19 protein-coding genes are annotated in these 20,121 nt (G+C 60.4%); 8 read left to right on the top strand and 11 right to left on the bottom strand.

Features of this window, described 5'->3' with window-relative positions; genetic code table 11:
- Positions 1-76 precede the first annotated feature (76 nt).
- Complete coding sequence (locus AC4PS6_RS14805; protein ID WP_014716698.1) at positions 77-607, top strand: ferritin-like domain-containing protein; 531 nt, start codon at positions 77-79, stop codon at positions 605-607.
- A gap of 113 nt (positions 608-720) precedes the next feature.
- Here the strand turns inward: AC4PS6_RS14805 and AC4PS6_RS14810 are convergent, their stop codons facing one another.
- A complete protein-coding gene (locus AC4PS6_RS14810; protein ID WP_073845632.1) occupies positions 721-2,787 on the bottom strand; it encodes an AsmA family protein in 2,067 nt (688 codons plus the stop codon).
- A 357-nt stretch (positions 2,788-3,144) separates the two neighbouring features.
- On the opposite strand from AC4PS6_RS14810, the gene AC4PS6_RS14815 reads away from it, so the two are divergent.
- Both AC4PS6_RS14815 and AC4PS6_RS14820 read left to right on the top strand, forming a co-directional pair.
- Entirely contained in the window at positions 3,145-3,465 is a 321-nt protein-coding gene (locus AC4PS6_RS14815; protein WP_003188116.1) for a hypothetical protein, read from the top strand.
- Positions 3,466-3,616: 151 nt separating this feature from the next.
- A complete protein-coding gene (locus tag AC4PS6_RS14820; protein ID WP_003188114.1) occupies positions 3,617-4,249 on the top strand; it encodes a TetR family transcriptional regulator in 633 nt (210 codons plus the stop codon).
- Between the two features lie 5 nt (positions 4,250-4,254).
- Here the strand turns inward: AC4PS6_RS14820 and AC4PS6_RS14825 are convergent, their stop codons facing one another.
- Positions 4,255-4,761, bottom strand: coding sequence for a C40 family peptidase (locus AC4PS6_RS14825; protein WP_103451336.1), 507 nt, complete (start codon positions 4,759-4,761; stop codon positions 4,255-4,257).
- 339 nt (positions 4,762-5,100) lie between these two features.
- Between AC4PS6_RS14825 and ureE the strand changes: the two genes are divergently transcribed.
- The 5 genes from ureE (at position 5,101) to AC4PS6_RS14850 (ending at position 8,782) form a co-directional block, all read left to right on the top strand.
- Complete coding sequence (gene ureE / locus AC4PS6_RS14830) at positions 5,101-5,601, top strand: urease accessory protein UreE (protein ID WP_003188112.1); 501 nt, start codon at positions 5,101-5,103, stop codon at positions 5,599-5,601.
- Complete coding sequence (locus AC4PS6_RS14835) at positions 5,598-6,272, top strand: urease accessory protein UreF (protein ID WP_198833866.1); 675 nt, start codon at positions 5,598-5,600, stop codon at positions 6,270-6,272. The genes ureE and AC4PS6_RS14835 overlap by 4 nt, the downstream gene beginning before the upstream one ends.
- Positions 6,273-6,286: 14 nt before the next feature.
- Positions 6,287-6,901 (top strand): urease accessory protein UreG, encoded by a 615-nt coding sequence (gene ureG, locus AC4PS6_RS14840; protein ID WP_014716693.1) that lies wholly within the window; start codon positions 6,287-6,289, stop codon positions 6,899-6,901.
- Positions 6,902-6,923: 22 nt separating this feature from the next.
- Positions 6,924-7,496 (top strand): HupE/UreJ family protein, encoded by a 573-nt coding sequence (locus tag AC4PS6_RS14845; RefSeq protein ID WP_336826795.1) that lies wholly within the window; start codon positions 6,924-6,926, stop codon positions 7,494-7,496.
- Between the two features lie 176 nt (positions 7,497-7,672).
- Positions 7,673-8,782, top strand: a complete 1,110-nt coding sequence (locus tag AC4PS6_RS14850) for an AGE family epimerase/isomerase (protein WP_336826794.1) — start codon at positions 7,673-7,675, stop codon at positions 8,780-8,782.
- A gap of 109 nt (positions 8,783-8,891) precedes the next feature.
- Here the strand turns inward: AC4PS6_RS14850 and AC4PS6_RS14855 are convergent, their stop codons facing one another.
- The 9 genes from AC4PS6_RS14855 to amaB all read right to left on the bottom strand — a co-directional run bounded on the left by AC4PS6_RS14855 (position 8,892) and on the right by amaB (position 20,062).
- Positions 8,892-9,797: a cation diffusion facilitator family transporter gene (locus AC4PS6_RS14855; protein ID WP_014716690.1), complete on the bottom strand. Its 906-nt coding sequence runs from the start codon at positions 9,795-9,797 to the stop codon at positions 8,892-8,894.
- A gap of 180 nt (positions 9,798-9,977) precedes the next feature.
- Positions 9,978-10,745 carry an SDR family oxidoreductase gene (locus AC4PS6_RS14860; protein ID WP_014716689.1) on the bottom strand — a complete coding sequence of 256 codons (768 nt, stop codon included), beginning with the start codon at positions 10,743-10,745 and terminating at the stop codon, positions 9,978-9,980.
- A gap of 822 nt (positions 10,746-11,567) precedes the next feature.
- Positions 11,568-12,284 carry an ABC transporter ATP-binding protein gene (locus AC4PS6_RS14865; RefSeq protein ID WP_003188103.1) on the bottom strand — a complete coding sequence of 239 codons (717 nt, stop codon included), beginning with the start codon at positions 12,282-12,284 and terminating at the stop codon, positions 11,568-11,570.
- Positions 12,281-13,156, bottom strand: a complete 876-nt coding sequence (locus AC4PS6_RS14870) for an ABC transporter ATP-binding protein (protein WP_003188102.1) — start codon at positions 13,154-13,156, stop codon at positions 12,281-12,283. Before AC4PS6_RS14870 ends, AC4PS6_RS14865 begins: the two co-directional genes overlap by 4 nt.
- Positions 13,153-14,430 (bottom strand): high-affinity branched-chain amino acid ABC transporter permease LivM, encoded by a 1,278-nt coding sequence (livM, locus tag AC4PS6_RS14875; protein WP_014716688.1) that lies wholly within the window; start codon positions 14,428-14,430, stop codon positions 13,153-13,155. The genes AC4PS6_RS14870 and livM overlap by 4 nt, the downstream gene beginning before the upstream one ends.
- Positions 14,431-14,432: 2 nt before the next feature.
- On the bottom strand, positions 14,433-15,347 hold the full coding sequence (locus AC4PS6_RS14880) for an ABC transporter permease subunit (protein WP_003188099.1): 915 nt from the start codon (positions 15,345-15,347) through the stop codon (positions 14,433-14,435).
- A 285-nt stretch (positions 15,348-15,632) separates the two neighbouring features.
- Positions 15,633-16,769: a branched-chain amino acid ABC transporter substrate-binding protein gene (locus tag AC4PS6_RS14885; protein WP_336826793.1), complete on the bottom strand. Its 1,137-nt coding sequence runs from the start codon at positions 16,767-16,769 to the stop codon at positions 15,633-15,635.
- 374 nt (positions 16,770-17,143) lie between these two features.
- Positions 17,144-18,427 (bottom strand): L-pipecolate oxidase, encoded by a 1,284-nt coding sequence (amaA, locus tag AC4PS6_RS14890; RefSeq protein WP_038448662.1) that lies wholly within the window; start codon positions 18,425-18,427, stop codon positions 17,144-17,146.
- Positions 18,428-18,571: 144 nt separating this feature from the next.
- Positions 18,572-20,062: an L-piperidine-6-carboxylate dehydrogenase gene (gene amaB / locus AC4PS6_RS14895; protein ID WP_003188096.1), complete on the bottom strand. Its 1,491-nt coding sequence runs from the start codon at positions 20,060-20,062 to the stop codon at positions 18,572-18,574.
- Positions 20,063-20,121: the final 59 nt, after the last annotated feature.

Consider the following 20,121-nt stretch of genomic DNA (forward strand, 5'->3'; position numbering starts at 1 on the left):
GGCCCGGGACTCACAACCAATAGCGATCACGCCGGCAGAGCGTGGCGTACAACCGGATTAGCCCCAGGAGATTGAAATGACTCAAGCACAACTGACTGACGTTGCGACCCTGCGCAGCCGCGCCCGCCAGAACGTCGAAAACGGTGCCGTGACCGAAGGCTACGACGCCGACCGTCAGGAAATCATCCGACTGCTCAACGAGTCGCTGGCCACTGAACTGGTCTGCGTGTTGCGCTACAAGCGTCACTACTTCATGGCCAACGGCCTCAAGGCCAGCGTGGCTGCCGATGAGTTCCTGGAACATGCGACCCAGGAAGCCGAGCACGCTGACAAACTGGCCGAGCGTATCGTGCAACTGGGCGGCGAGCCGGAGTTCAACCCCGACCTGCTGTCGAAAAACTCCCATGCGCAATACGTGGCGGGTAACACCTTGAAGGAAATGGTCTACGAAGACCTGGTGGCCGAGCGGATCGCAGTAGACAGCTACCGCGAGATCATCCAGTACATCGGTGACAAAGACCCGACTACCCGCCGCATCTTCGAAGACATCCTGGCTCAGGAAGAAGAACACGCGGACGATATGGCGGATATTCTGCAGGATCTGTAATAACTAACACCGCAACATCCCCCTGTGGGAGCGGGCTTGCTCGCGATAGCGTTGGATCAGTTGATAAATCATTGACTGATACCCCGCTATCGCGGGCAAGCCCGCTCCCACAATTACTTCACGGTCTTGGGCGCCTTGCCTTCCTTCATCTGTTGCAGCAACGGTGCGCACTCATTGGGCTCGCCACCGCTTGGGGCAACCAAGGCGAGCAAGCCGGCGGCCGGCCCGGCGATCACGCCCAGGGCGACCATGCCTGCACCACGTAGCGCCAACGGAATGGCTTTCACGCCAGCATTGGGCTTGATGAAAGGTCCATTGACGTAAAGCGGTGAACGCAGGGAGAACAGGCGAAAACCCTTGGATTCCGGCGTGATGGTCAGGTCCAGTTGCTCGGTGGCCATATTCGCGGTGCCGTCGATGTAGATGATCGCGTTCTCGGTATCGAACACAAACAACCGTGTGGTCGCCAGGCCCGTCTTGATGCCGAAGTCCGCCGCCGCGCAGTTGATCTTTACCTCTTCGTCGCCGAACAGGCGGCCGACCACGTAGTTGCCCACGTTGAGCCCGGCGATTTCCATCAGGCTTCGGCTGATGGCACCATCGTTGATGAGCATCTTCAGGTCACCGTTGGATGTGCCCAACAGTGCCGCCACCGAGTTACCGCGCCCGGTAATATCAGCATCGCCGTTGAGTTCACCGAAGCTGGTTTTCATCGGTTCGAAAGTCGGGAACAACTGCTTGAGCTTGAAGTTGCGCGCCGTCAGCTTGGCGCGGCCCTCCATCGGCGTAGTGCGGCCGTTCAAGCGAATCTGCGCATCGAGCTTCCCACCGGCCACGCCAAAGCGCAGGGGTTCAAGGCTCAGTTGGCCGTCGTTGAGCACCAGGTGGGTGTAGAGGTCGGTAAAGGGCAAGTCGGCACTGTGCACGATACGCTTGCCGGTGAACTCCACATCGGCATCCATATCGCGCCAACGCTCGGTGCGGAACTCCTCAACCGGCAGCACTTTGGTCGCCGGTTGCTTGCTTTCACCGCCACGGGCTTTTTGCTTGGCGTTGGAGTCCGCGCCAATCAAAGGCGCCAGGTCATCCATCAGCAGTTGGTTGGACACCAGCGCGCCACTGAGCTTGGGGCGTGGCTGGCTGGCGACATAGGCCAGGTCGCCGTGGATGTCGCTGTTGCCGATCTTGCCGTTGAAGTTCTCGTAGCGGAAGGAGGCACCGCTGGGCTCATGCAGTTTGGCGATCAGGTGGCCGTCGGTGGAATAGGCCGGCGAGTCCGGCAGGGTCACGCCGGTCAGCGGATACAGGTTGCCCAGACTGCTGCCTGAAAGCTTCAGGCGCAGGTCCAGGGCGCCGAGGTTCAGCGGGTCGGTCAGGGTGCCGGCCAGGGCGATGCTGGTGTCCGCGATCTTGACCTGGGCTTGCAGCGGGAACGGCTTGGCCGCGTCCTGCAAGGCCAGCAAGCCACCGATCTTGCCCGTGCCCGCGAGCTTCTGACCATGATATTGACCTTTGACCTTGAGGCCGAACGCGTAGTCCTGGGGCGCCGAGCCTTTTTCCAGGGCCTTCTTGGCATCGGCGTCGCCGACGATTTCACCGAAGGGGATCGGCTTGCCCAGCGGGTCGATGATCACATCCAGCTGGGTCTTGAGGCTTTGATCGTCAAGGGTCACATGGCCTTTGTCGAAGCCGATGGCGCCAATATCCACCACCCAGTTGGACGGTTCGGCGTTGGGGTCCTTGGGGTCGAACTTGAACGTCCAGTTGGCGCGGCCATCCGCCAGGCGCTGCAACTGGGCACTGGGTTCGGTGAGGTCGATGCGGGGGATCACCACACGCTGCACCAGCAAGGCCAGGGGCGAAATGCGCAGCTCAACCTTCTTGAGCGTGACCATCTGCGGTTGTTTCGACCAATCGGGGTTACCCAGGGTCAGGTCTTCGGCAATCACATGGGGCCACGGCACCCAGGCGCGCCAGCCGCCTTCATCGGGCTCACGCTGCCACACCACTGCGAGGTTGCCGTTGATGGCGAACGGACGATGCAGTTCTTCGGAGACCTTGGCATTGAGGGGCGGCTTGATGCGGTTCCAGTCGAAGAACACCAACACCAGTACCACGATGGCAATCAACAGAACGAAGCTGGCGCAGCTCCAAGCGAGAATTTTACGAGTGCGCGTCATTGCACAGGACTCCTGAATACGACTGGCTGGGCAACAGCCTTTTAAACAGCTTATAGGACTACGACTGGCAAAGTGCCTGGGGGTTTAACGCAACGGCGGATTTAGCCGAAAAAAGCGATTTTCCTGATCAACCAGACAATTTTCCCCATCGACGACGCACCATTGTTACCCAGGTTCGTGTCGAAAATACCCACATCGGTGCAAAGCCGCGGGCTTGAGAGGCTCGATCTAGAGCCTCCCGCGAGAACAATCAATTCTGTTGATTATTACCATTGTGTTTATGAACTTTTATATCGACTTATCAAGGGTAACATTAGCCCTGTACCCACTTTATCGCCCTCCCTAGGAGCAACCATCATGAAACGCCAATTACTCGCTACCGTTCTGTTATCTGTCCTGGCTTCCAGCGCCTTTGCCCTGCCAGCTGCCGAACAGGCCACCCCACAGAACAAAGCCCAAGCCGTGCAAACCAGCCAAACCGTGGCTCGCAGCGGTTCGCAAGAAGACGAAAACCGTGATTACGCCAAAGGCGCCGTAGCTGAAAATGGCTACAACCGTCTGCAAGAGAAAGGTTTGGTCGAAGGCGGTGCTGAACAAGCCAACAAACGTGCCTACACCGAAGGCGTTGCTGAAGGCGGTGCCGACCGTCTGCAAGAACTGCATCAAGCACAGAGCTAAGCCTGTGGTGGCCCAGAAAAAAGCCCGATCTGCCGATCGGGCTTTTGCTTTTATATAGACCGCGTCACGCCCCGCCCCTGCCAAGTTCGACGCCGGCAAAGCGCTTTTGCTAGAGTGCGTCGCTGTACTTGCCGACAAAGCTCATCCGCTCATGCTGCCCCGCGCCGAACAGAAGCAACAGACCCGCCTCGCCCTGATGGACGCAGCCCGCCATCTGATGGAGTGTGGCCGTGGGTTTGGCAGCCTGAGCCTGCGTGAAGTGGCCAAGACGGCGGGTATCGTGCCCACCGGTTTCTATCGCCATTTCGCCGATATGGACCAGTTGGGGCTGGTACTGGTCAGCGAGGTCGGCCAGACCTTTCGCGCCACGATCCGCCTGGTGCGCCACAACGAATTCGTGATGGGCGGCATCATTGATGCCTCGGTGCGCATCTTTCTCGATGTGGTTTCGGCTAACCGCTCTCAGTTCCTGTTCCTGGCTCGCGAACAGTACGGCGGCTGCCTGGCCGTGCGCCAAGCCATCGCCGCCCTGCGCGAAGACATCACCCGCGACCTGGCCGCCGACCTGACGCTGATGCCCAAACTCCAGCACTTGGATGCCGAAGGTTTGCATGTGATGGCCGACCTGATCGTCAAGAGCGTGTTCGCCACCCTGCCCGATATTATCGACCCACCGGCCCACGCCCTGCCGGCCCACCTTACGCCCCAAGCGAAAATCACCCAGCAACTGCGCTTTATCTTTATCGGCCTCAAGCATTGGCAAGGGCTGGGCAGCACCGAATAAAGCAATCAACCCGCCGTGTGGAACCGTTTGGCGCTGGTGTAGTGCTTGTTCCAGTAGCTATTGCTCAATGAATCGATACGAATGGTTTTGCCGGTGCGCGGCGAATGAATGAATTTGCCGTGGCCAATGTAAAGCCCGACATGGCTGACCTGGCCGCGCCCGTTGCCTTTGAAAAACACCGCATCCCCAGGCTTCAACGCATTGCGCTTGATGGTCGCCGCCGATGAACGGTGCATGGCCGTGGTGGTGCGCGGTATCTGGATATTGGCCTGGGTCTTGAACAGGTACACCAGGAAGCTGCTGCAATCGAAGCCCTGCTCCGCCGAGGTGCCGCCCCACTTGTAGGGTGTACCGAGCAACTCATGGGCGCGGTCGATCACGTCGTCGATGGAAGCCGGCTTGAGGCTTTGCAGCGACGAGCCGAAGCTGGCGCGGGGCTGAAAATTGGCCGATGCCGATGAAATAAAGAAGGTCAGGCTGACCAGGCATATACAGAAAATTGATCGAAGCATGATGAACGTCGCGGTGGTATTAAACAGGGCGCATAGCCTAAAGAACCCTCAGGTAATCTCATGAACTCCAAATCCTCATGATTCGTAGGACAAATCCTAAAAACTGCCTACAGAGAAAAAGATGAAAGAAATTTCATCAAGACAAGCGCCTCCATCAACGCAAAACGCCCTTCGCCGGTGCTATAAACCTCGCCACGCACCAAATTGATTCACACACTGAATTATCTGACGCCCTATTGAGCAGCATGCCTGCCTGACTACAGGGAATTCCGACTCAATTCCGTGATTGGCAAGCCCCTTGCTCTAGGTCTTTCATCGCTCACAGTTGGAAGCTCTCTGATGCTGGTGATACACCGCCGAATCGCCCCCCAAGCCCTCTGGGCCGCCGAGTTGCTGCTCAACTTCGAAGCCCGCAGCAAAAGTCGCCTGCGCTGTTTCAGTGCTGACGGTGAAGACGTCGGCCTGTTTTTGGAGCGGGGTCAGCCGCCCTTGCACGATGGTGAATTCCTGCAGGCAGAAGACGGACGCGTCGTACGGGTGTGCGCCCGCCCTGAACAACTGCTGCATGTCACCTGCCGCAACGCGTTCGAGTTGACTCGCGCCGCCTATCACCTAGGCAACCGCCATGTAGCCCTGCAAGTCGGTGACGGTTGGCTGCGCCTGCTCGATGACTACGTGCTCAAGGCCATGCTTGAACAGCTGGGTGCCGATGCACAGACCATCGAAGCGCCGTTTCAACCCGAGCACGGCGCCTATGGCGGCGGCCATCATCATTCGCGCCATGGGGATGAAGACTTCAACTACGCCCCCAAGCTGCATCAGTTCGGCGTACGTCTATGAACCCAGCCTGGGCGCTTCTACGCCTGGCCAGTCCGCAATTGCCGATTGGCGGCTACAGCTATTCCCAGGGCCTGGAAATGGCGGTGGACAACGGCCGCGTGCAGGATGCCGCGAGCGCCCGACGCTGGATCAGTGACCAGTTGCTGCTCAACCTGGCGCGTTTCGAAGCACCGCTGTTGCTCGCCCATTGCCGCGCCGCCGCTGAGCAGGACTGGGCACAACTGGCGCAGTGGTGCGACGAGCATCGCGCTAGCCGTGAGAGCCGGGAGCTGTATCAGGAAAGCCGCCAGATGGGCTACTCCCTGCAACAGTTGCTCAACGGCTTGCCGGAACTGGACGACAGCGCCCGTGACTTTCTCGCTCAACGCGACGAACCGCACCTGGCCCTTGGCTGGGCCTTGGCCGCGCGCGCCTGGCACATCAACGCCGACGACGCCCTCGCCGCCTGGCTGTGGAGCTGGCTGGAAAACCAATTGGCCGTGCTGATGAAAACCCTTCCACTGGGCCAGCAAGCCGCCCAGCGTCTAACCAGTGAACTGCTGCCGCTGCTGCAACAAGCCCAGCAGGATGCCGAGCGCATTAACCCTAACCATTTGGGCAGCGCTGCTTTTGGCCTGTCCCTGGCGTGCATGGCCCACGAGCGCCAGTACAGCCGCCTGTTCCGTTCCTGATTCTGGAGAAGCACATGAACACACAACCCCTGCGCGTCGGTATCGGCGGCCCGGTAGGCTCGGGCAAGACCGCCCTGACCCTGGCCCTGTGCCTGGCGCTGCGCGATCGCTACAACCTGGCGGTGGTGACCAACGACATCTATACCCGTGAAGATGCCGACTTCCTGGTGCGCAACCAGGCCCTGGCGCCGGAGCGCATCATCGGCGTGGAAACCGGCGGCTGCCCACACACGGCGATTCGCGAAGATGCCTCGATCAACCTGGAGGCCGTGGACCAACTCAACCGTCGTTTTCCGGGCCTGGACCTGATTCTGGTGGAGTCCGGCGGCGACAACCTGTCGGCCACCTTCAGCCCGGAACTGTCGGACCTGACCATCTATGTGATCGATGTGTCTGCGGGCGACAAGCTGCCGCGCAAGGGCGGGCCTGGCATTTGCAAATCCGACCTGCTGGTGATCAACAAAATCGACCTGGCCCCGCTGGTCGGCGCGTCGCTGGACCTGATGAACAGCGACACTCAACGCATGCGCAACGGCAAACCCTTTGTGTTCAGCAACCAGAAAACCGGGGTCGGCCTGGATGACATCGTCGCCTTCATCGAACGCCAGGGCCTGCTGACCGCCGCCTGATCAACCCATAAGGAACCTGTCCATGAGACTCAACAGACTTTTCGCCGCCGCCGCGCTGCTGCTCGCGCCTGCCCTGGCCTTCGCCCATCCGGGCCATGGCGACAATGGCCTGGTGGCCGGTATCAGCCATCCCCTGGGCGGCCTCGATCACTTGCTGGCCATGCTTGCGGTAGGCCTCTGGGCGGCCCTACAAAAAGGCGCCGCGCGCTGGGCGCTGCCATGCACCTTTGTCGGCACCATGCTGATCGGCGGCGTGCTGGGTTTTGAAGGGCTGCAACTGCCGGCGCTGGAAAGCGGGATTGCTGCTTCGGTGCTGGCCTTGGGCCTGGCGGTAGCATTGGCGGTGCGGCCGCCGCTGTTCGTGGCCGTGGGCGCCACGGCGTTGTTTGCGCTGTTTCATGGCGTGGCCCATGGCCTGGAACTGCCGGATATGACCAGCCCTTGGGCGTATGCCGCTGGGTTTGTGGGGGCGACCGCGGCGTTGCATGCAGCCGGTTATGCAGTCGTGCGCTTTTTGCCAGCTGCTGCTGCACCCTTGGTGCGAGTGGCCGGGGCGGCTTCGGCGGCGACTGGGGTGTGGTTGCTGGCGGGCTGATTTGCGGCACTGCTGAGGGCCTCTCGTTCCCACGCTCCGCGTGGGAACGCAGCCGAAGACGCTCTGCGTCCCAAAGCATGACGCAGAGCGTCATAAAATGCATTCCCACGCAGAGCGTGGGAACGATCAGCCTGCTACCATGCGCGCCTACACCCCTGCCGTGACGACGCCAGCCAATGCCCATCGCTTCCCCCTCTTCCCTGACGCCTGTGCTTACGCACTTCCATGACCTGATCGTGCCTCTCTGGCAAGGCCCGGGCTGGAATGCCGACCTGGCACTGCCCTTTGAGGCCCTGGACGCCGACCACCAGCCACTGCCCCCCCAGCGCTATCGCGCCATGGCCTGCGCCCGGCAGCTGTACCTGTTCGCCAGCCTGATCGGCGAACCCGGCGCGGCGTTCGCCGAAGAACGTGCGGCGGCGCTGTTTCGCTCCCTGCAACGGCACTTTCATGATGCCGAACACGGTGGCTGGTTCTACAGCATCGACCCTGCCGGCCAACCGCTGGACAAGCACAAAGACCTCTACACCCACGCCTTCATTATCTTTGCCTGCGCCCATTACTGGGCCAAGGTGCGTGAGCCGTTGGTGGAATCGGTGCTCAACGCTGCCCTGGAAGTCGTCGCCCAACGTTTTGCCACCGGTGACGGCTTGTACGAGGCCGTACTGGAGCGCAACTGGGCCTCGCTCGACTCCGGCCCGTTGCAAAACCCGTTGATGCACCTGGCCGAAGGTTTCCTGGCCACCCTCGCGGTGCGTGAGGACGCCCAGGTACAAGCGGCCCTGCTGGCACTGGCGACGGCCATGCAGCAACGTTTCATCGACCGCGAGCACGGCGTGATGATGGAAAAACCTGTGGGCGCTGTGGATAACTGGTTTGAGCCGGGGCACCAGTTCGAATGGTTCTTTTTGCTCGAATCTTCAGCTGTGCTGCGCGGCACTGCGCTGCATGGGTCGCTGACACGGGCATTTGCCTATGCCGAGCAAAAGGGTGTGGATAAGTTAAGCGGGGCGGTCAGCGGCATGCTCGCGCTGGATGGCACGGTGCGCGACGGTACCCAACGGATCTGGGCACAGGCAGAGTACCTGCGGGCGCTGACATTGCGACCAGGTAGCGAAGCGGTGCTGCAGCGTCAGTTGCAGGCGTTGCAACAGCGCTTTTTGCATGCCAAGGGTTGGCATGAATGCCTGGATGCCGAGGGTAAAGTGAGCCGACGGGATATGCCTTCGACTACGCCCTATCATTTGGCGACTTGCTATCAGGGCTTGGTCCAACATCTGGGCTGACCTGCTGGGCCCCATCGCAGGCAAGCCAGCTCCCACAGTTGATAGTGTTCGCACATTTAAATGTGGGAGCTGGCTTGCCTGCGATAGCCTCACCTCGCTCTAACAGACTTTAGGCAATCCACTTGCGATCCCCGGTAAAACTGATCGTCAACCACCGCGCCGCATCCGCCGCCCCAAGCCCTGTGGATATCTCTTCCCGCAGCCCATCGAGAGTCGCGACGTTATCCACCGGGTAATTCGCTGGCAGCACCACATGAATTTCGATAAACCGCGCACGCCCGTGCTTCTGCACATAGGACACATAGTCGTCGAAACCATGCTTGGCCTGCGCCGCGTCCATCACTTCGCGAACCTTGTCGTCCAAGTGATCCGGCGCGATGCCCAACACTTCGCGCAGCGCCGGGCGCAGGATCTTGAATGCCGGCGCCAGCATGCTCAGGGCCAGCAGGATCAGAATCAACGGGTCCACGTAGACCGCCCACTCGCCATAGCCCTGGGACTTGAGCAACAGTGCGGCCAGGAAGCTGATCAGCAAGCCCACCGACAGCATCGCGTCCACCAGCCAACTGATGTTGTCGAACTGGATCAATGACGATTTGAGTGTGCGATTGCGGTAGCGCACATAGAAGAAGTAGGCGAACTCCACGACGGTAAACACCGCCGCATAAATGATCACCAGCCCCAACTCGATTTCGCGCCCGCCATTGATAATGCCGAACACGCCATTGAGGAACGCGTAGATGGCGATCAGCAGCAGGAAACTGCCTTCGATCAACAGCACCATTGGCTCCAGGTGCCAATAGCCGAACTGGAAACGCTCGTTGCTTTTCTTGGCGATCAGCTTGGCCGTGATCAGCATCAGCACCTTGATGGCGGTGGCGATCAGCGAGAAAAAGCCGTCGAACAGAATGGATTGGGCGCCGGATATCACACCCGTGACAATCCCGGCGATCGCGACTGCGAACATCAGGATAGTCGATTGTTTGAGCAGTGCCTGCTCACCTCGGTTACTCACATTGCCTCCTGTCAAAACCTTTAAACCGCTGGGTGCGGTGGGGTTTTCAGGCGGGCAGTGTACCTTATGCCGCATTTTGGCCGATTTGCCGCCATCGCAGGCAAGCCCCCTCCCACATTTGGATGTGTGAATACCGTCAAATGTGGGAGCTGGCTTGCCTGCGATGGCAGCGACGCGGTCTTAGCCTTTGGCCCCACGCTCAATCGCAAACCCAGCCCAGGTCTGGCTCACCGGCATCAACTCCAGGCGGTTGATGTTCACGTGCGCCGGGGTGTTCATCACCCAGAAAATCGTATCGGCAATGTCCTGCGGCTGGATCGGCTCGGCACCTGCGTAGGTGGCGTCATAACGCGCCTGGTCACCGCCGAAGCGCACCAGGGAGAACTCGCTTTCACACAAGCCCGGCTCGATATTGGTCACGCGCACGCCGGTGCCTTGCAGGTCGCAGCGCAGGTTCAACGAAAACTGCTTCACGAACGCCTTGGAACCGCCATACACATGGCTGCCCGGGTACGGGTAGTTACCGGCGATGGAGCCCAGGTTGATGATCCCGGCCCCGCGGCCATGGGCAATCAGGCGCGGCAACAGCAGGTTGGTGGTGGTCAGCAGGCCCTTGATGTTGGTATCGACCATGGTTTCCCAATCGTCGAGGTCGCACTTGGGCGCAGGGTCGGTGCCCACGGCCAGGCCGGCGTTGTTGATCAGGCCGCGCAGCGTGGCGAACGACGGCGGCAGGTTGGCGATGGCCTCCTCCATGCCTTTGCGGTCGCGCACATCCACCACCAGGCCATGCACTTCGGTCTGCTTGGAAAGCTCTTGGACCAAGGCATTCAAGCGCTCGGCACGACGACCGGTGAGCACCAGTTTCCAGCCGGCCTCGGCAAAACGACGGGCACAGGCTTCGCCGAAACCTGAAGTAGCGCCAGTGATAAACAGCGTGTCGGACATGGTGTTCTCCTTGCGGGCATCGGGAAAAAAACAGCCAGCAGAATGCCCTTACGCCGCGTTTGCGGCAACCGCTGTGCACACACGCGCATGCTTGACTGATCACTTTTTAATCAAGCGACGCAAAGCCTTATAAACCGTAGCTTGCAGCCATATGCGCGCAGGTTATCCACAACTGCGCCCACAGTCTTTGGGGGCAAGTGCAAACGGCTCAAAGCCACTGTGTACAAGGGTTGCAGGCGGTTTTATAAAGTTTTTTGCTTGACCTGGGCAAGCGCCTATGTAGCCGGCGACAAATGCTGAAAAACACAACGATGGCTCCAGGCCAGTCATTGCGGCCCCTGCGCGCGTCTTTCCAGAGTTTAATCACAGACTTATCCACAGGCAGGAACGACTTATTTCGTTCATATACCTGTGTCTTTAAACAGGTTGACAAACCCTTGAGACGGTCGCGAAAAACACACTGATCGAAAAACAACCAACACGCTACAAGCCACGTGGTTAAAGGCTTTCAGCCAGCTACTCCCACGTTACCCACAGCCGGTTCCACAGTGGATGGGGACAAGTCAAAACTGTGACAAAACAGGGATTTGCGGCGACTATATGTCGCGCTTTTGAGGTGGGCTGGATTTGTTTTCCACAATTTGGTTGAGCGCTTGTGGACATCGCAAAAACAAATGTGGGAACCGGCTTTGGGTGGGAGCTAACTTGCCTGCGATGCGGCCACCTCGGTATGTCAGCTAAACCGAGGTGATGCTGTCGCGGGCAAGCCCGGCTCCCACATAAGGCCCGGTTCCCACAGGGTTGATGCGCCTGGATCTTAGGTCAGTGGCCGCCCAGGTAGGCGTTGCGCACGTCCTCGTTCACCAGCAACTCCTTGCCGGTGCCGGTCAGGCGAATCTCACCATTGACCATCACATACGCTCGGTCCGACAGGCGCAGCGCATGGTTGGCGTTCTGCTCCACCAGGAAGATGGTCATACCGGTGGACGCCAGCTCGCGCAGGGTGGAAAAGATCTGCTTCACCACAATCGGCGCCAACCCCAGGCTTGGCTCATCGAGCAGCAACAGCTTGGGCCGGCTCATCAGCGCACGGGCGATGGCGAGCATTTGTTGCTCACCACCGGACATGGTCATCGCCCGCTGGTTGCGCCGCTCCTTGAGCCTGGGGAACAGCTCGAACATGCGTTGCATGTCCTCGCTGGCGAACTTGTCGCCAATGGGGATAGTGCCCATCAGCAGGTTTTCCTCGACGGTCATGTCGGGGAACACCCGCCGCCCTTCCGGCGACTGCGCAATGCCGTTGGAAGCGATGTAGTGGGACGATTTGTGGGTAATGTCGACGCCGTTGTAGAGGATCTGCCCCGACTCGGCCCGAGGCTGACCGAAGATCGACATCAGTAACGTGGACTTACCCGCGCCATTGGAGCCGATCAGGCTGACGGTTTCGCCTTCGTTGATGTGCAGCGAGACTTTTTTCAGGGCCTGGATCGGGCCGTAGAACACGTCCAGGTCCTTCATTTCGAGGATAGGTGCACTCATACCAACTCCTCTTCATCCGCGCCCAGGTAGGCGGCGATCACTTTCGGGTCGTTGCGGATCGCATCCGGGCCGCCTTCGGCGATCACGTTGCCGTGGTCCAGCACCACAATGTGGTCGGAAATACTCATCACCATGCCCATGTCGTGTTCGATCAGCACCACCGTAAGGTCGTGTTCGTCGCGCAGCAGGCGAATCATCGCGCTGAGGGCTTCGGTTTCCTGTGGATTGAGGCCCGCTGCCGGTTCGTCCAGGCAGATGATCTGCGGCCGCGTGCACATGGCGCGGGCGATTTCCAGGCGGCGCTGCTGGCCGTAGGAGAGCTCGCCGGCCAGACGGTTGGCGCAGTCCACCAGGTCGACCACTTCCAGCCAGTAGAATGCGCAGTCCAGCGCATCGCTTTCGGCCTTGCGGTAGCCTTTGGTATTGAGGATGCCGGCAAGCATGTTGCGGTTGACCCACATGTGCTGGGCCACCAGCAGGTTTTCCAGCACCGACATTTCCTTGAACAGGCGAATGTTCTGGAAAGTGCGCGCCAGGCCGGCACGGTTCACCAGATGGGTGCCGCCGAACATCTTGTAGTACACGCGGCTGAGGAAGCTTTTGGGCGAGACAAAGTCGGTGGCCTCAAAGCGCTCACCCAGCAACTGAATGACGTTGGTTTGCTTGCCCCGCACGTTGAGCTCGATCTTGCCGCCACTGGCTTTGTAAAAGCCGGTGAGGCAGTTGAACACCGTGGTCTTGCCGGCGCCGTTGGGGCCGATCAGGGCGAAGATCGAGTTGCGTTTGACCTGTAGGCTCACATCACTGAGGGCCTTGATGCCCCCGAAGTGCATCATCAGGTGTTCGACAGACAGCACGACTTCCTTGCTCATGGCGCTACCCCCTTGCGTGGCGTCACACCGGTACGACTAATCCGAATCAAGCCACGCGGTCGCCAGATCATCATCACCACCATCAACACCCCAAACAGCAGCACACGGTACTCGGAAAAACTACGCAGCAGTTCCGGCGCCACGGTCAACACGAACGCTGCGATCACCACGCCAACCGTCGAGCCCATGCCGCCCAACACCACGATGGCGAGGATCAACGCCGACTCGAAGAAGGTAAACGACGATGGGTTGACGAAGCCCTGGTAGCTGGCAAAGAACACCCCGGCCAAACCGGCGGTGGACGCGCCGATGGTGAAGGCCGAGAGTTTGACCAGCACATGGTTCAGGCCCATGGAACGGCAGGCGATTTCATCTTCGCGCAGGGCTTCCCAGGCGCGACCGACCGGCATGCGCGTCAGGCGATGCTTGATGTACAGCACGGCCAGCACCACCAGAAACAGCACGATGTAGATGAACATGAACTTGATGTTGGGGTTGTAATCGATGCCGAAAAACTCGTGAAACGGAATGCCGCCATCCTTCGCACGCTTGCCGAACTCCAGGCCCAGGAAGGTCGGTGACGGCACGGGCATCCCGTTCGGGCCGCCGGTGAACGACAGCCAGTTGTTGAGCACCAGGCGTATGATTTCACCAAAACCCAGGGTCACGATGGCCAGGTAGTCACCGTGCATTCGCAGCACCGGGAAGCCGAGTATGCACCCCGCCAACGCCGCCGCGATGGCCGCCAGTGGCAGCACCGTCCAGAAGCCCAGGCCCAGGTATTGATAACCCAGCGCCAGGCCGTAGGCACCGATGGCATAGAACGCCACGTAACCCAGGTCGAGCAGGCCCGCCAGGCCCACCACGATGTTCAGCCCCAGGCCGAGCAATACGTAGATCAGCCCCAGGATCACCACGGTGAGCAGGTACTTGTTGGCAAAGATCGGGAACACGATGGCGATCACGATCAACGCCGGGATGATCCAGCGCAGCCGCGACTTGTAGTCCGGTGGCAGCACGTGCACGCCGGAGCCGCTGCTCTCGAACCCCTGCAGGATCTTCACGCCCTTGGAAGTTTGCAGGAATAGGCTCAAGGCAAAGCGCCCGGCCATCACGATAGCGACCAGCACGGCAACCCGCGCAGGTTCCAGGTTGAAGCTGTAGCCGTCGAGCACCACGCCGACAATCGGGCCGAATACGATCAGCGAAATCAGTCCCGCGAGGACCGTATCGACCACACTTTTCTTGATATCAATGGATTTGGCAGCAGACATGTTTACACCTTCGCCACAAGTGGGCGACCAAGCAGGCCCTGGGGACGGAAAATCAGAATCACCACCAGCAGGGAGAAACTGAACACGTCTTTGTAGTCAGAGTTGATCAACCCCGAGAACAGCGACTCGGAGATACCGAGGATGATCCCGCCCAGCATCGCCCCAGGCAGGGAGCCGATGCCGCCGAGGACCGCCGCGGTAAACGCCTTGATGCCGATGATGAAGCCGGCATAGAAGTCGAAGGTGCCGTAGTTGAGGGTGATCAGCACGCCGGCCAGGGCAGCCATGGCTGCGCCGATGACGAACACGTAGGAGATCACTCGGTCGGTGTTGATGCCCAGGATCGAGGCCATCTTGCGGTCTTGCTGGGTGGCGCGGCACATGCGGCCGAGCTTGGTGTATTTGATGATGTAGGTGAGCAAGGCCATGCCGGCGAACGCCGCCACGAGGATGAACACTTTGGTGTAGGTCAGTTGCACGAACCCGGTGCCGATATCGACGCGCCAGGCGCCGGCCAGCAGGGTGGGAATGCCTTGTTGCTTGGCGCCCTGGGCGATCTGCGCGTAGTTCTGCAGGATCAGCGAGATACCGATGGCGCTGATCAGCGGTGCCAGGCGGGTGGAGTTACGCAGGGGTTTGTAGGCGACACGCTCAATCACCCAACCGTACACGCCGGTGACGACTACGGTGAAGATCAAGGTACCGAGAATGAGCAGCGGGAAGGATTCGATGCCGAAGTAAGCCAGCAGTGCCAGACTGATCGCCGCGAGGTAAGCGGAAATCATATAAACCTCGCCGTGGGCGAAGTTGATCATGCCAATGATGCCATAGACCATTGTGTAGCCGATGGCGATCAGGCCATAGACCGACCCGAGGGTCAGGCCGTTGACCAGTTGCTGCAGGAAAATACCATCCATAACGCAATCTCACGCGGTGAGCACCTGCACACCGGTGGGTGTGCGGCGCTTCTGGAGGAAAAGACAGGTTTGTTGCAATAGAGCAGGCAACCAGGCCCTCTGTGGGAGCTGGCTTATGTGGCGAGGGAGCTTGCTCCCGCTGGGCTGCGAAGCAGCCCCAAACTGGGCAATCGAGATACATCAGATGTATTTCGGTAAGCGGTTGGGAGTGCTACGCACTCCAGCGGGAGCAAGCTCCCTCGCCACAACAAGCCCCCCCTAACCTTAGGGCCGTGGTGCTTGTACTTACTTCTGCTTTTCCAACTGATGGTATTCGCCGTCTTTGTCCCACTGGTAAACCACGTAGTCAGAGACTTTCAGGTCGCCCTTGGCATCCCAGGCTTTTTCGCCCATGACGGTTTTAACCGGGTTGGCCTTGAGCCACTTGGCAGCGTCTTCGCCCTTGTTGGACTTGGCACCGTTGAAGCCGGCGGCCAGGGCCTGGATCGAGGCGTAAGCGTACAGGGTGTAGCCTTCAGGCTCGGTGCCGTTCTTGCGGAACTCTTCCACGACCGTCTTGCTGTCCGGCAGCAGGCGTGGGTCGGCGCCGAAGGTCATGTACACGCCATCGACGTACTGCGCGCCGCCGGCGGTGGCTACCAACTCGTCGGTGACCACGCCGTCATCGGACATGAACTTGACGTCTTTGAGGCCCGCTTCGCGGATCTGGCGCACCAGTGGGCCGGCTTCCGGATGCAAGCCGCCGAAGTACACGACGTCGGCGCCCAGGGAACGGATCTTGGTAACCAGGGCGCTGAAGTCTTTCTCACCTCGGGTCAGGCCCTCTTCCAGCACCGGCTTGACGCCGCGCTTGGTCAACTGGGCGGCGGTGGCGTCGGCCAGGCCTTTGCCGTAGGTGTCCTTGTCGTTGATCACCGCGACTTTCTTGCCCTTGAGCACGTCGACGATGTAGTCGCCGGCGACGATGCCTTGCTGGTCGTCACGCCCGCACATACGGAACATGGCGCCCAGGCCGCGTTCGGTCACTTGTGGGTTGGTGGAGCCTGGGGTGATGGCGATGATGCCCGCTTCGTCGTAAACCTCAGACGCCGGGATGGTGTTGGAGGAGCAGAAGTGCCCGACCACGCCGATCACCTTGTCCTGGTCGGCCAGGCGGTTGGCCACGGCCACGGCCTGCTTGGGTTCGCAGGCGTCATCGCCCGCCACCAGCTTGATCTGCTCGCCGTTGATGCCGCCGGCCTTGTTGATAACGTCGGCTGCCGCCTGGGCACCCTTCATGTACTGCTCACCGAAAGCGGCGTTGGCACCCGTCATCGGGCCTGCCACACCAATTTTCACATCAGCTTGAACAAACGTAGAAACACCCAGCGCCGCAGCAACGGCGAGGGCCAGAAAACCTTTCTTGTAAAACGTCTGGGACATGAGTGGTGCTCCGATATTTTTGATTTTTGGCACGACAACTTGCATTCAAACTTTTCACTGAAAGCTCAGAGCAAGCCGCGTGCCATTACGTTTTTATTCTTCAAAAAGACACGGTGTCATTGTTATTACAGGCGTTTCGACGCCTTTTGCCAGGACGTGCAACCGTCTAGCGTCTACGGGTGCAACCAGCACTGCAAAAAAGTACAACCCTGGTAGGTCGCACCTGCAACCACAGGCATAAACGACAGTTCCTACAGCTGTAACAATGTGCGTAACGGAACTGCACATTTACAGTGCGTGATTGCTACGACTTGCACCAATACAGATGGGTAGCCTGCTAAGAAAACGCAGGCTTCTGAGGAGTATTTCGCTGATCAGATCACGATCCTCAGGCATTGCCCGGCGTGATAGAGCGAGAAGCCGGCTTCATACAGGCAACTGCGCAGGCCCACAGCGGCCAGAGGTTGCATAGGGGCAAAAGGGATCGGTAAGGCTTGGGGGTCCTGGTGACACAGGTAGTCGGCAAACGCCTTGCCCACTACGCTGCCGGTGGTCACCCCGCGCCCGTTATAACCGGTAACCGCCACCAGGCCGGGGGCCGGTTCGAACAGGCGCATCAAGTGGTCGGGGGTGAACGCGATGCAGCCGGTCCAGGTGAATTCCCATTGCACCGGTTTGAGGTACGGGAAGTAGTGTTGCTGCACCCGATCGGCCCATGCCTTGAGGAACCACGCCGGCTTCTGGTTGCCGTTACCCAGGCTGCCCAGCAACAGGCGCCCGTCGGCATCGCGGCGAATACTGCTCAGGACCTGGCGCGTGTCCCACGAACCCTGGCCGCCGGGGAGGATCTGTTTGGCCGCGTCATCGGTCAGCGGCGCCGACGCCACCTGGTAGTAATAGCCGGGGAAGAAGTTACGCCGCAGTTCAGTCCATTCGCCTTCGGTGTAGGCGTTGGAGGCGATCACCACCTGCGCGGCCTGCACCGCGCCCTCGGCGGTCTGCACCGACCAATCGGCGCCTTGGCGTTCAAGCTGGGTGACCGGAGAATGGTCAAACAACTGCCCGCCCAACGCTGCGGCGGCATTTGCCAACCCAGTGGTGTAGCCCATGGGGTTCAAGGTGCCGGCGCGCCGATCCAGCAACGCGGCGGCGATTTTCCGGGTACCGGTGGCGTGCTCGCAGGCCTGGCCGGTGAGTAACTCAACCGGTGCGCCACGGCGCTTCCACTGCTGCTCACGGCTGCGCAAGTCCGCCTCGCCACGGGCGTTGTGCGCCATGTGCAAGGTGCCTTCACGGCGCAATTGGCAGTCGATGTTGTACTTGTCGATCAGGCTGAACACCAGGGACGGCGCCGCACCCAACATGCGGTTGAGCTGGCTGCCCACCGCCGTGCCGAAACCGGCCTCGATCTCGTCCGGTGGAATCCACAGGCCGGCGTTGACCAGCCCGACGTTGCGCCCCGAACCACCGTGACCGGTGCGATGGGCCTCCAGTACGACGACGCTTTTACCCTGTTCCAGCAAATGAATGGCCGCCGACAAACCGGTGATGCCGGCGCCGATCACGCACACATCCACCTTGACCGCGCCCTTGAGCGCGGCTCGGTCGGGACGGCCTGGGGTGAGGTGTTCCCATAAACATGTTTCGCGCAGTGCCATTGCCAGACTCCGGGATGAATTCACCACCGCTCGTTCCCACGCTCTGCGTGGGAATGTAGCCTTGGACGCTCCGCGTCCGCATTGTCGTGACGCGGAGCGTCACAGAATGCGTTCCCACGCAGAGCGTGGGAACGCTCAGTCTGGTCAGTCGAACGTGATGCCTTGTGCCAACGGCAGTTCCAGCGAGTAGTTCACAGTATTGGTTTGCCGGCGCATATACCCGCGCCACGCATCCGAGCCCGATTCACGCCCGCCGCCGGTTTCTTTTTCACCCCCGAACGCGCCACCGATCTCCGCGCCGCTCGGGCCGATGTTGACGTTGGCAATGCCACAGTCACTGCCCACCGCCGACATGAACTGCTCGGCTTCACGCACGTCGGTAGTGAAGATGCAGGACGACAAACCTTGTGGCACGGCATTGTTCAGGCGCAGGGCTTCGGCGAAGTCGGTGTAGCCGACCACGTAAAGAATCGGCGCGAAGGTTTCGCTGCACACCACGTCGCTTTGCTCGGGCATTTCCACGATGGCCGGCGATACGTAGTAGGCGTTGGGGAATGTGTCTTGCAGTTGGCGCTTGCCGCCGAACACCTTGCCGCCTTCGCTCAAGGCTTGCTCAAGGGCGTCCTGCATGTTGTCGAAACTGTGCTTGTCGATCAGCGGGCCGATCAGGTTGCCTTCCAGGGGGTGGCCGATGCGCACTTTGGAATAGGCGGCCTTGAGGCGGGTGACGATTTCTTCCTTGACCGACTCATGGGCGATCAGCCGGCGCAGGGTGGTGCAGCGTTGGCCGGCGGTGCCCACCGCGCTGAAGAGGATGGCGCGCACGGCCATGTCCAAGTCGGCGCTTGGACCGAGAATCATCGCGTTGTTGCCGCCCAGTTCAAGGATGCTGCGGGCGAAACGTGCGGCGACTTTGGGTGCCACTTCACGGCCCATACGCGTGCTGCCGGTGGCGCTGATCAGGGCGACGCGCGGGTCATCCACCAGCGCAGCGCCGGCGTCACGGCCGCCGATGATCACTTGGCTGAGGTACTCGGGGGCACCGTCGAATTTTTTCAGTACGCGCTCGAACAAGGCCTGGCAGGCCAGTGCAGTGAGCGGGGTCTTTTCCGACGGTTTCCAGATCACTGCGTTGCCGCACACCAAGGCCAGCGCAGTGTTCCACGCCCACACGGCCACCGGGAAGTTGAAGGCGCTGATCACGCCGACCACGCCCAGCGGGTGCCAGGTTTCACGCATATGGTGGCCTGGGCGCTCGGAGGCGATGGTCAAGCCGTACAACTGGCGCGACAGGCCGACGGCGAAGTCGCAGATGTCGATCATTTCCTGCACTTCACCCAAGCCTTCCTGGGTAATCTTGCCCGCTTCCCAGGAAACGAGTTCGCCCAGGTCGGCCTTGTACTCGCGCAATACGTCGCCGAACTGGCGCACCAGCTCGCCACGTCGCGGCGCCGGCACCTTGCGCCAGGCCTCGAATGCATGCTCGGCGCGACTGACCTGTTGCTCCACCTCGGCGGCGCCTTCCCAGTGCACACTGCCGATACGGCTGCCATCAATCGGTGAATGCACGGGTTGTTTTCCAGCCTGGTACAGCGCCGGGTTTACCCCGAGACGATCAAGCAATGCGGCAACCATGGGTCACTCCTTCAATCTGCAGACAAAAATTCGCGCCGCAATACGCACGGCGATCCTGG

This window comes from Pseudomonas sp. DW-iso17 (assembly GCF_058725345.1).

What these genes read in the sequence shown, in the direction of transcription:
- AC4PS6_RS14805 (WP_014716698.1), top strand. Translation starts at nt 77, where the DNA reads ATGACTCAAGCACAACTGACTGACGTTGCGACCCTGCGCAGCCGCGCC.
- AC4PS6_RS14810 (WP_073845632.1), bottom strand. Translation starts at nt 2,787, where the DNA reads ATGACGCGCACTCGTAAAATTCTCGCTTGGAGCTGCGCCAGCTTCGTT.
- AC4PS6_RS14815 (WP_003188116.1), top strand. Translation starts at nt 3,145, where the DNA reads ATGAAACGCCAATTACTCGCTACCGTTCTGTTATCTGTCCTGGCTTCC.
- AC4PS6_RS14820 (WP_003188114.1), top strand. Translation starts at nt 3,617, where the DNA reads ATGCTGCCCCGCGCCGAACAGAAGCAACAGACCCGCCTCGCCCTGATG.
- AC4PS6_RS14825 (WP_103451336.1), bottom strand. Translation starts at nt 4,761, where the DNA reads ATGCTTCGATCAATTTTCTGTATATGCCTGGTCAGCCTGACCTTCTTT.
- ureE (WP_003188112.1), top strand. Translation starts at nt 5,101, where the DNA reads ATGCTGGTGATACACCGCCGAATCGCCCCCCAAGCCCTCTGGGCCGCC.
- AC4PS6_RS14835 (WP_198833866.1), top strand. Translation starts at nt 5,598, where the DNA reads ATGAACCCAGCCTGGGCGCTTCTACGCCTGGCCAGTCCGCAATTGCCG.
- ureG (WP_014716693.1), top strand. Translation starts at nt 6,287, where the DNA reads ATGAACACACAACCCCTGCGCGTCGGTATCGGCGGCCCGGTAGGCTCG.
- AC4PS6_RS14845 (WP_336826795.1), top strand. Translation starts at nt 6,924, where the DNA reads ATGAGACTCAACAGACTTTTCGCCGCCGCCGCGCTGCTGCTCGCGCCT.
- AC4PS6_RS14850 (WP_336826794.1), top strand. Translation starts at nt 7,673, where the DNA reads ATGCCCATCGCTTCCCCCTCTTCCCTGACGCCTGTGCTTACGCACTTC.
- AC4PS6_RS14860 (WP_014716689.1), bottom strand. Translation starts at nt 10,745, where the DNA reads ATGTCCGACACGCTGTTTATCACTGGCGCTACTTCAGGTTTCGGCGAA.
- AC4PS6_RS14865 (WP_003188103.1), bottom strand. Translation starts at nt 12,284, where the DNA reads ATGAGTGCACCTATCCTCGAAATGAAGGACCTGGACGTGTTCTACGGC.
- AC4PS6_RS14870 (WP_003188102.1), bottom strand. Translation starts at nt 13,156, where the DNA reads ATGAGCAAGGAAGTCGTGCTGTCTGTCGAACACCTGATGATGCACTTC.
- livM (WP_014716688.1), bottom strand. Translation starts at nt 14,430, where the DNA reads ATGTCTGCTGCCAAATCCATTGATATCAAGAAAAGTGTGGTCGATACG.
- AC4PS6_RS14880 (WP_003188099.1), bottom strand. Translation starts at nt 15,347, where the DNA reads ATGGATGGTATTTTCCTGCAGCAACTGGTCAACGGCCTGACCCTCGGG.
- AC4PS6_RS14885 (WP_336826793.1), bottom strand. Translation starts at nt 16,769, where the DNA reads ATGTCCCAGACGTTTTACAAGAAAGGTTTTCTGGCCCTCGCCGTTGCT.
- amaA (WP_038448662.1), bottom strand. Translation starts at nt 18,427, where the DNA reads ATGGCACTGCGCGAAACATGTTTATGGGAACACCTCACCCCAGGCCGT.
- amaB (WP_003188096.1), bottom strand. Translation starts at nt 20,062, where the DNA reads ATGGTTGCCGCATTGCTTGATCGTCTCGGGGTAAACCCGGCGCTGTAC.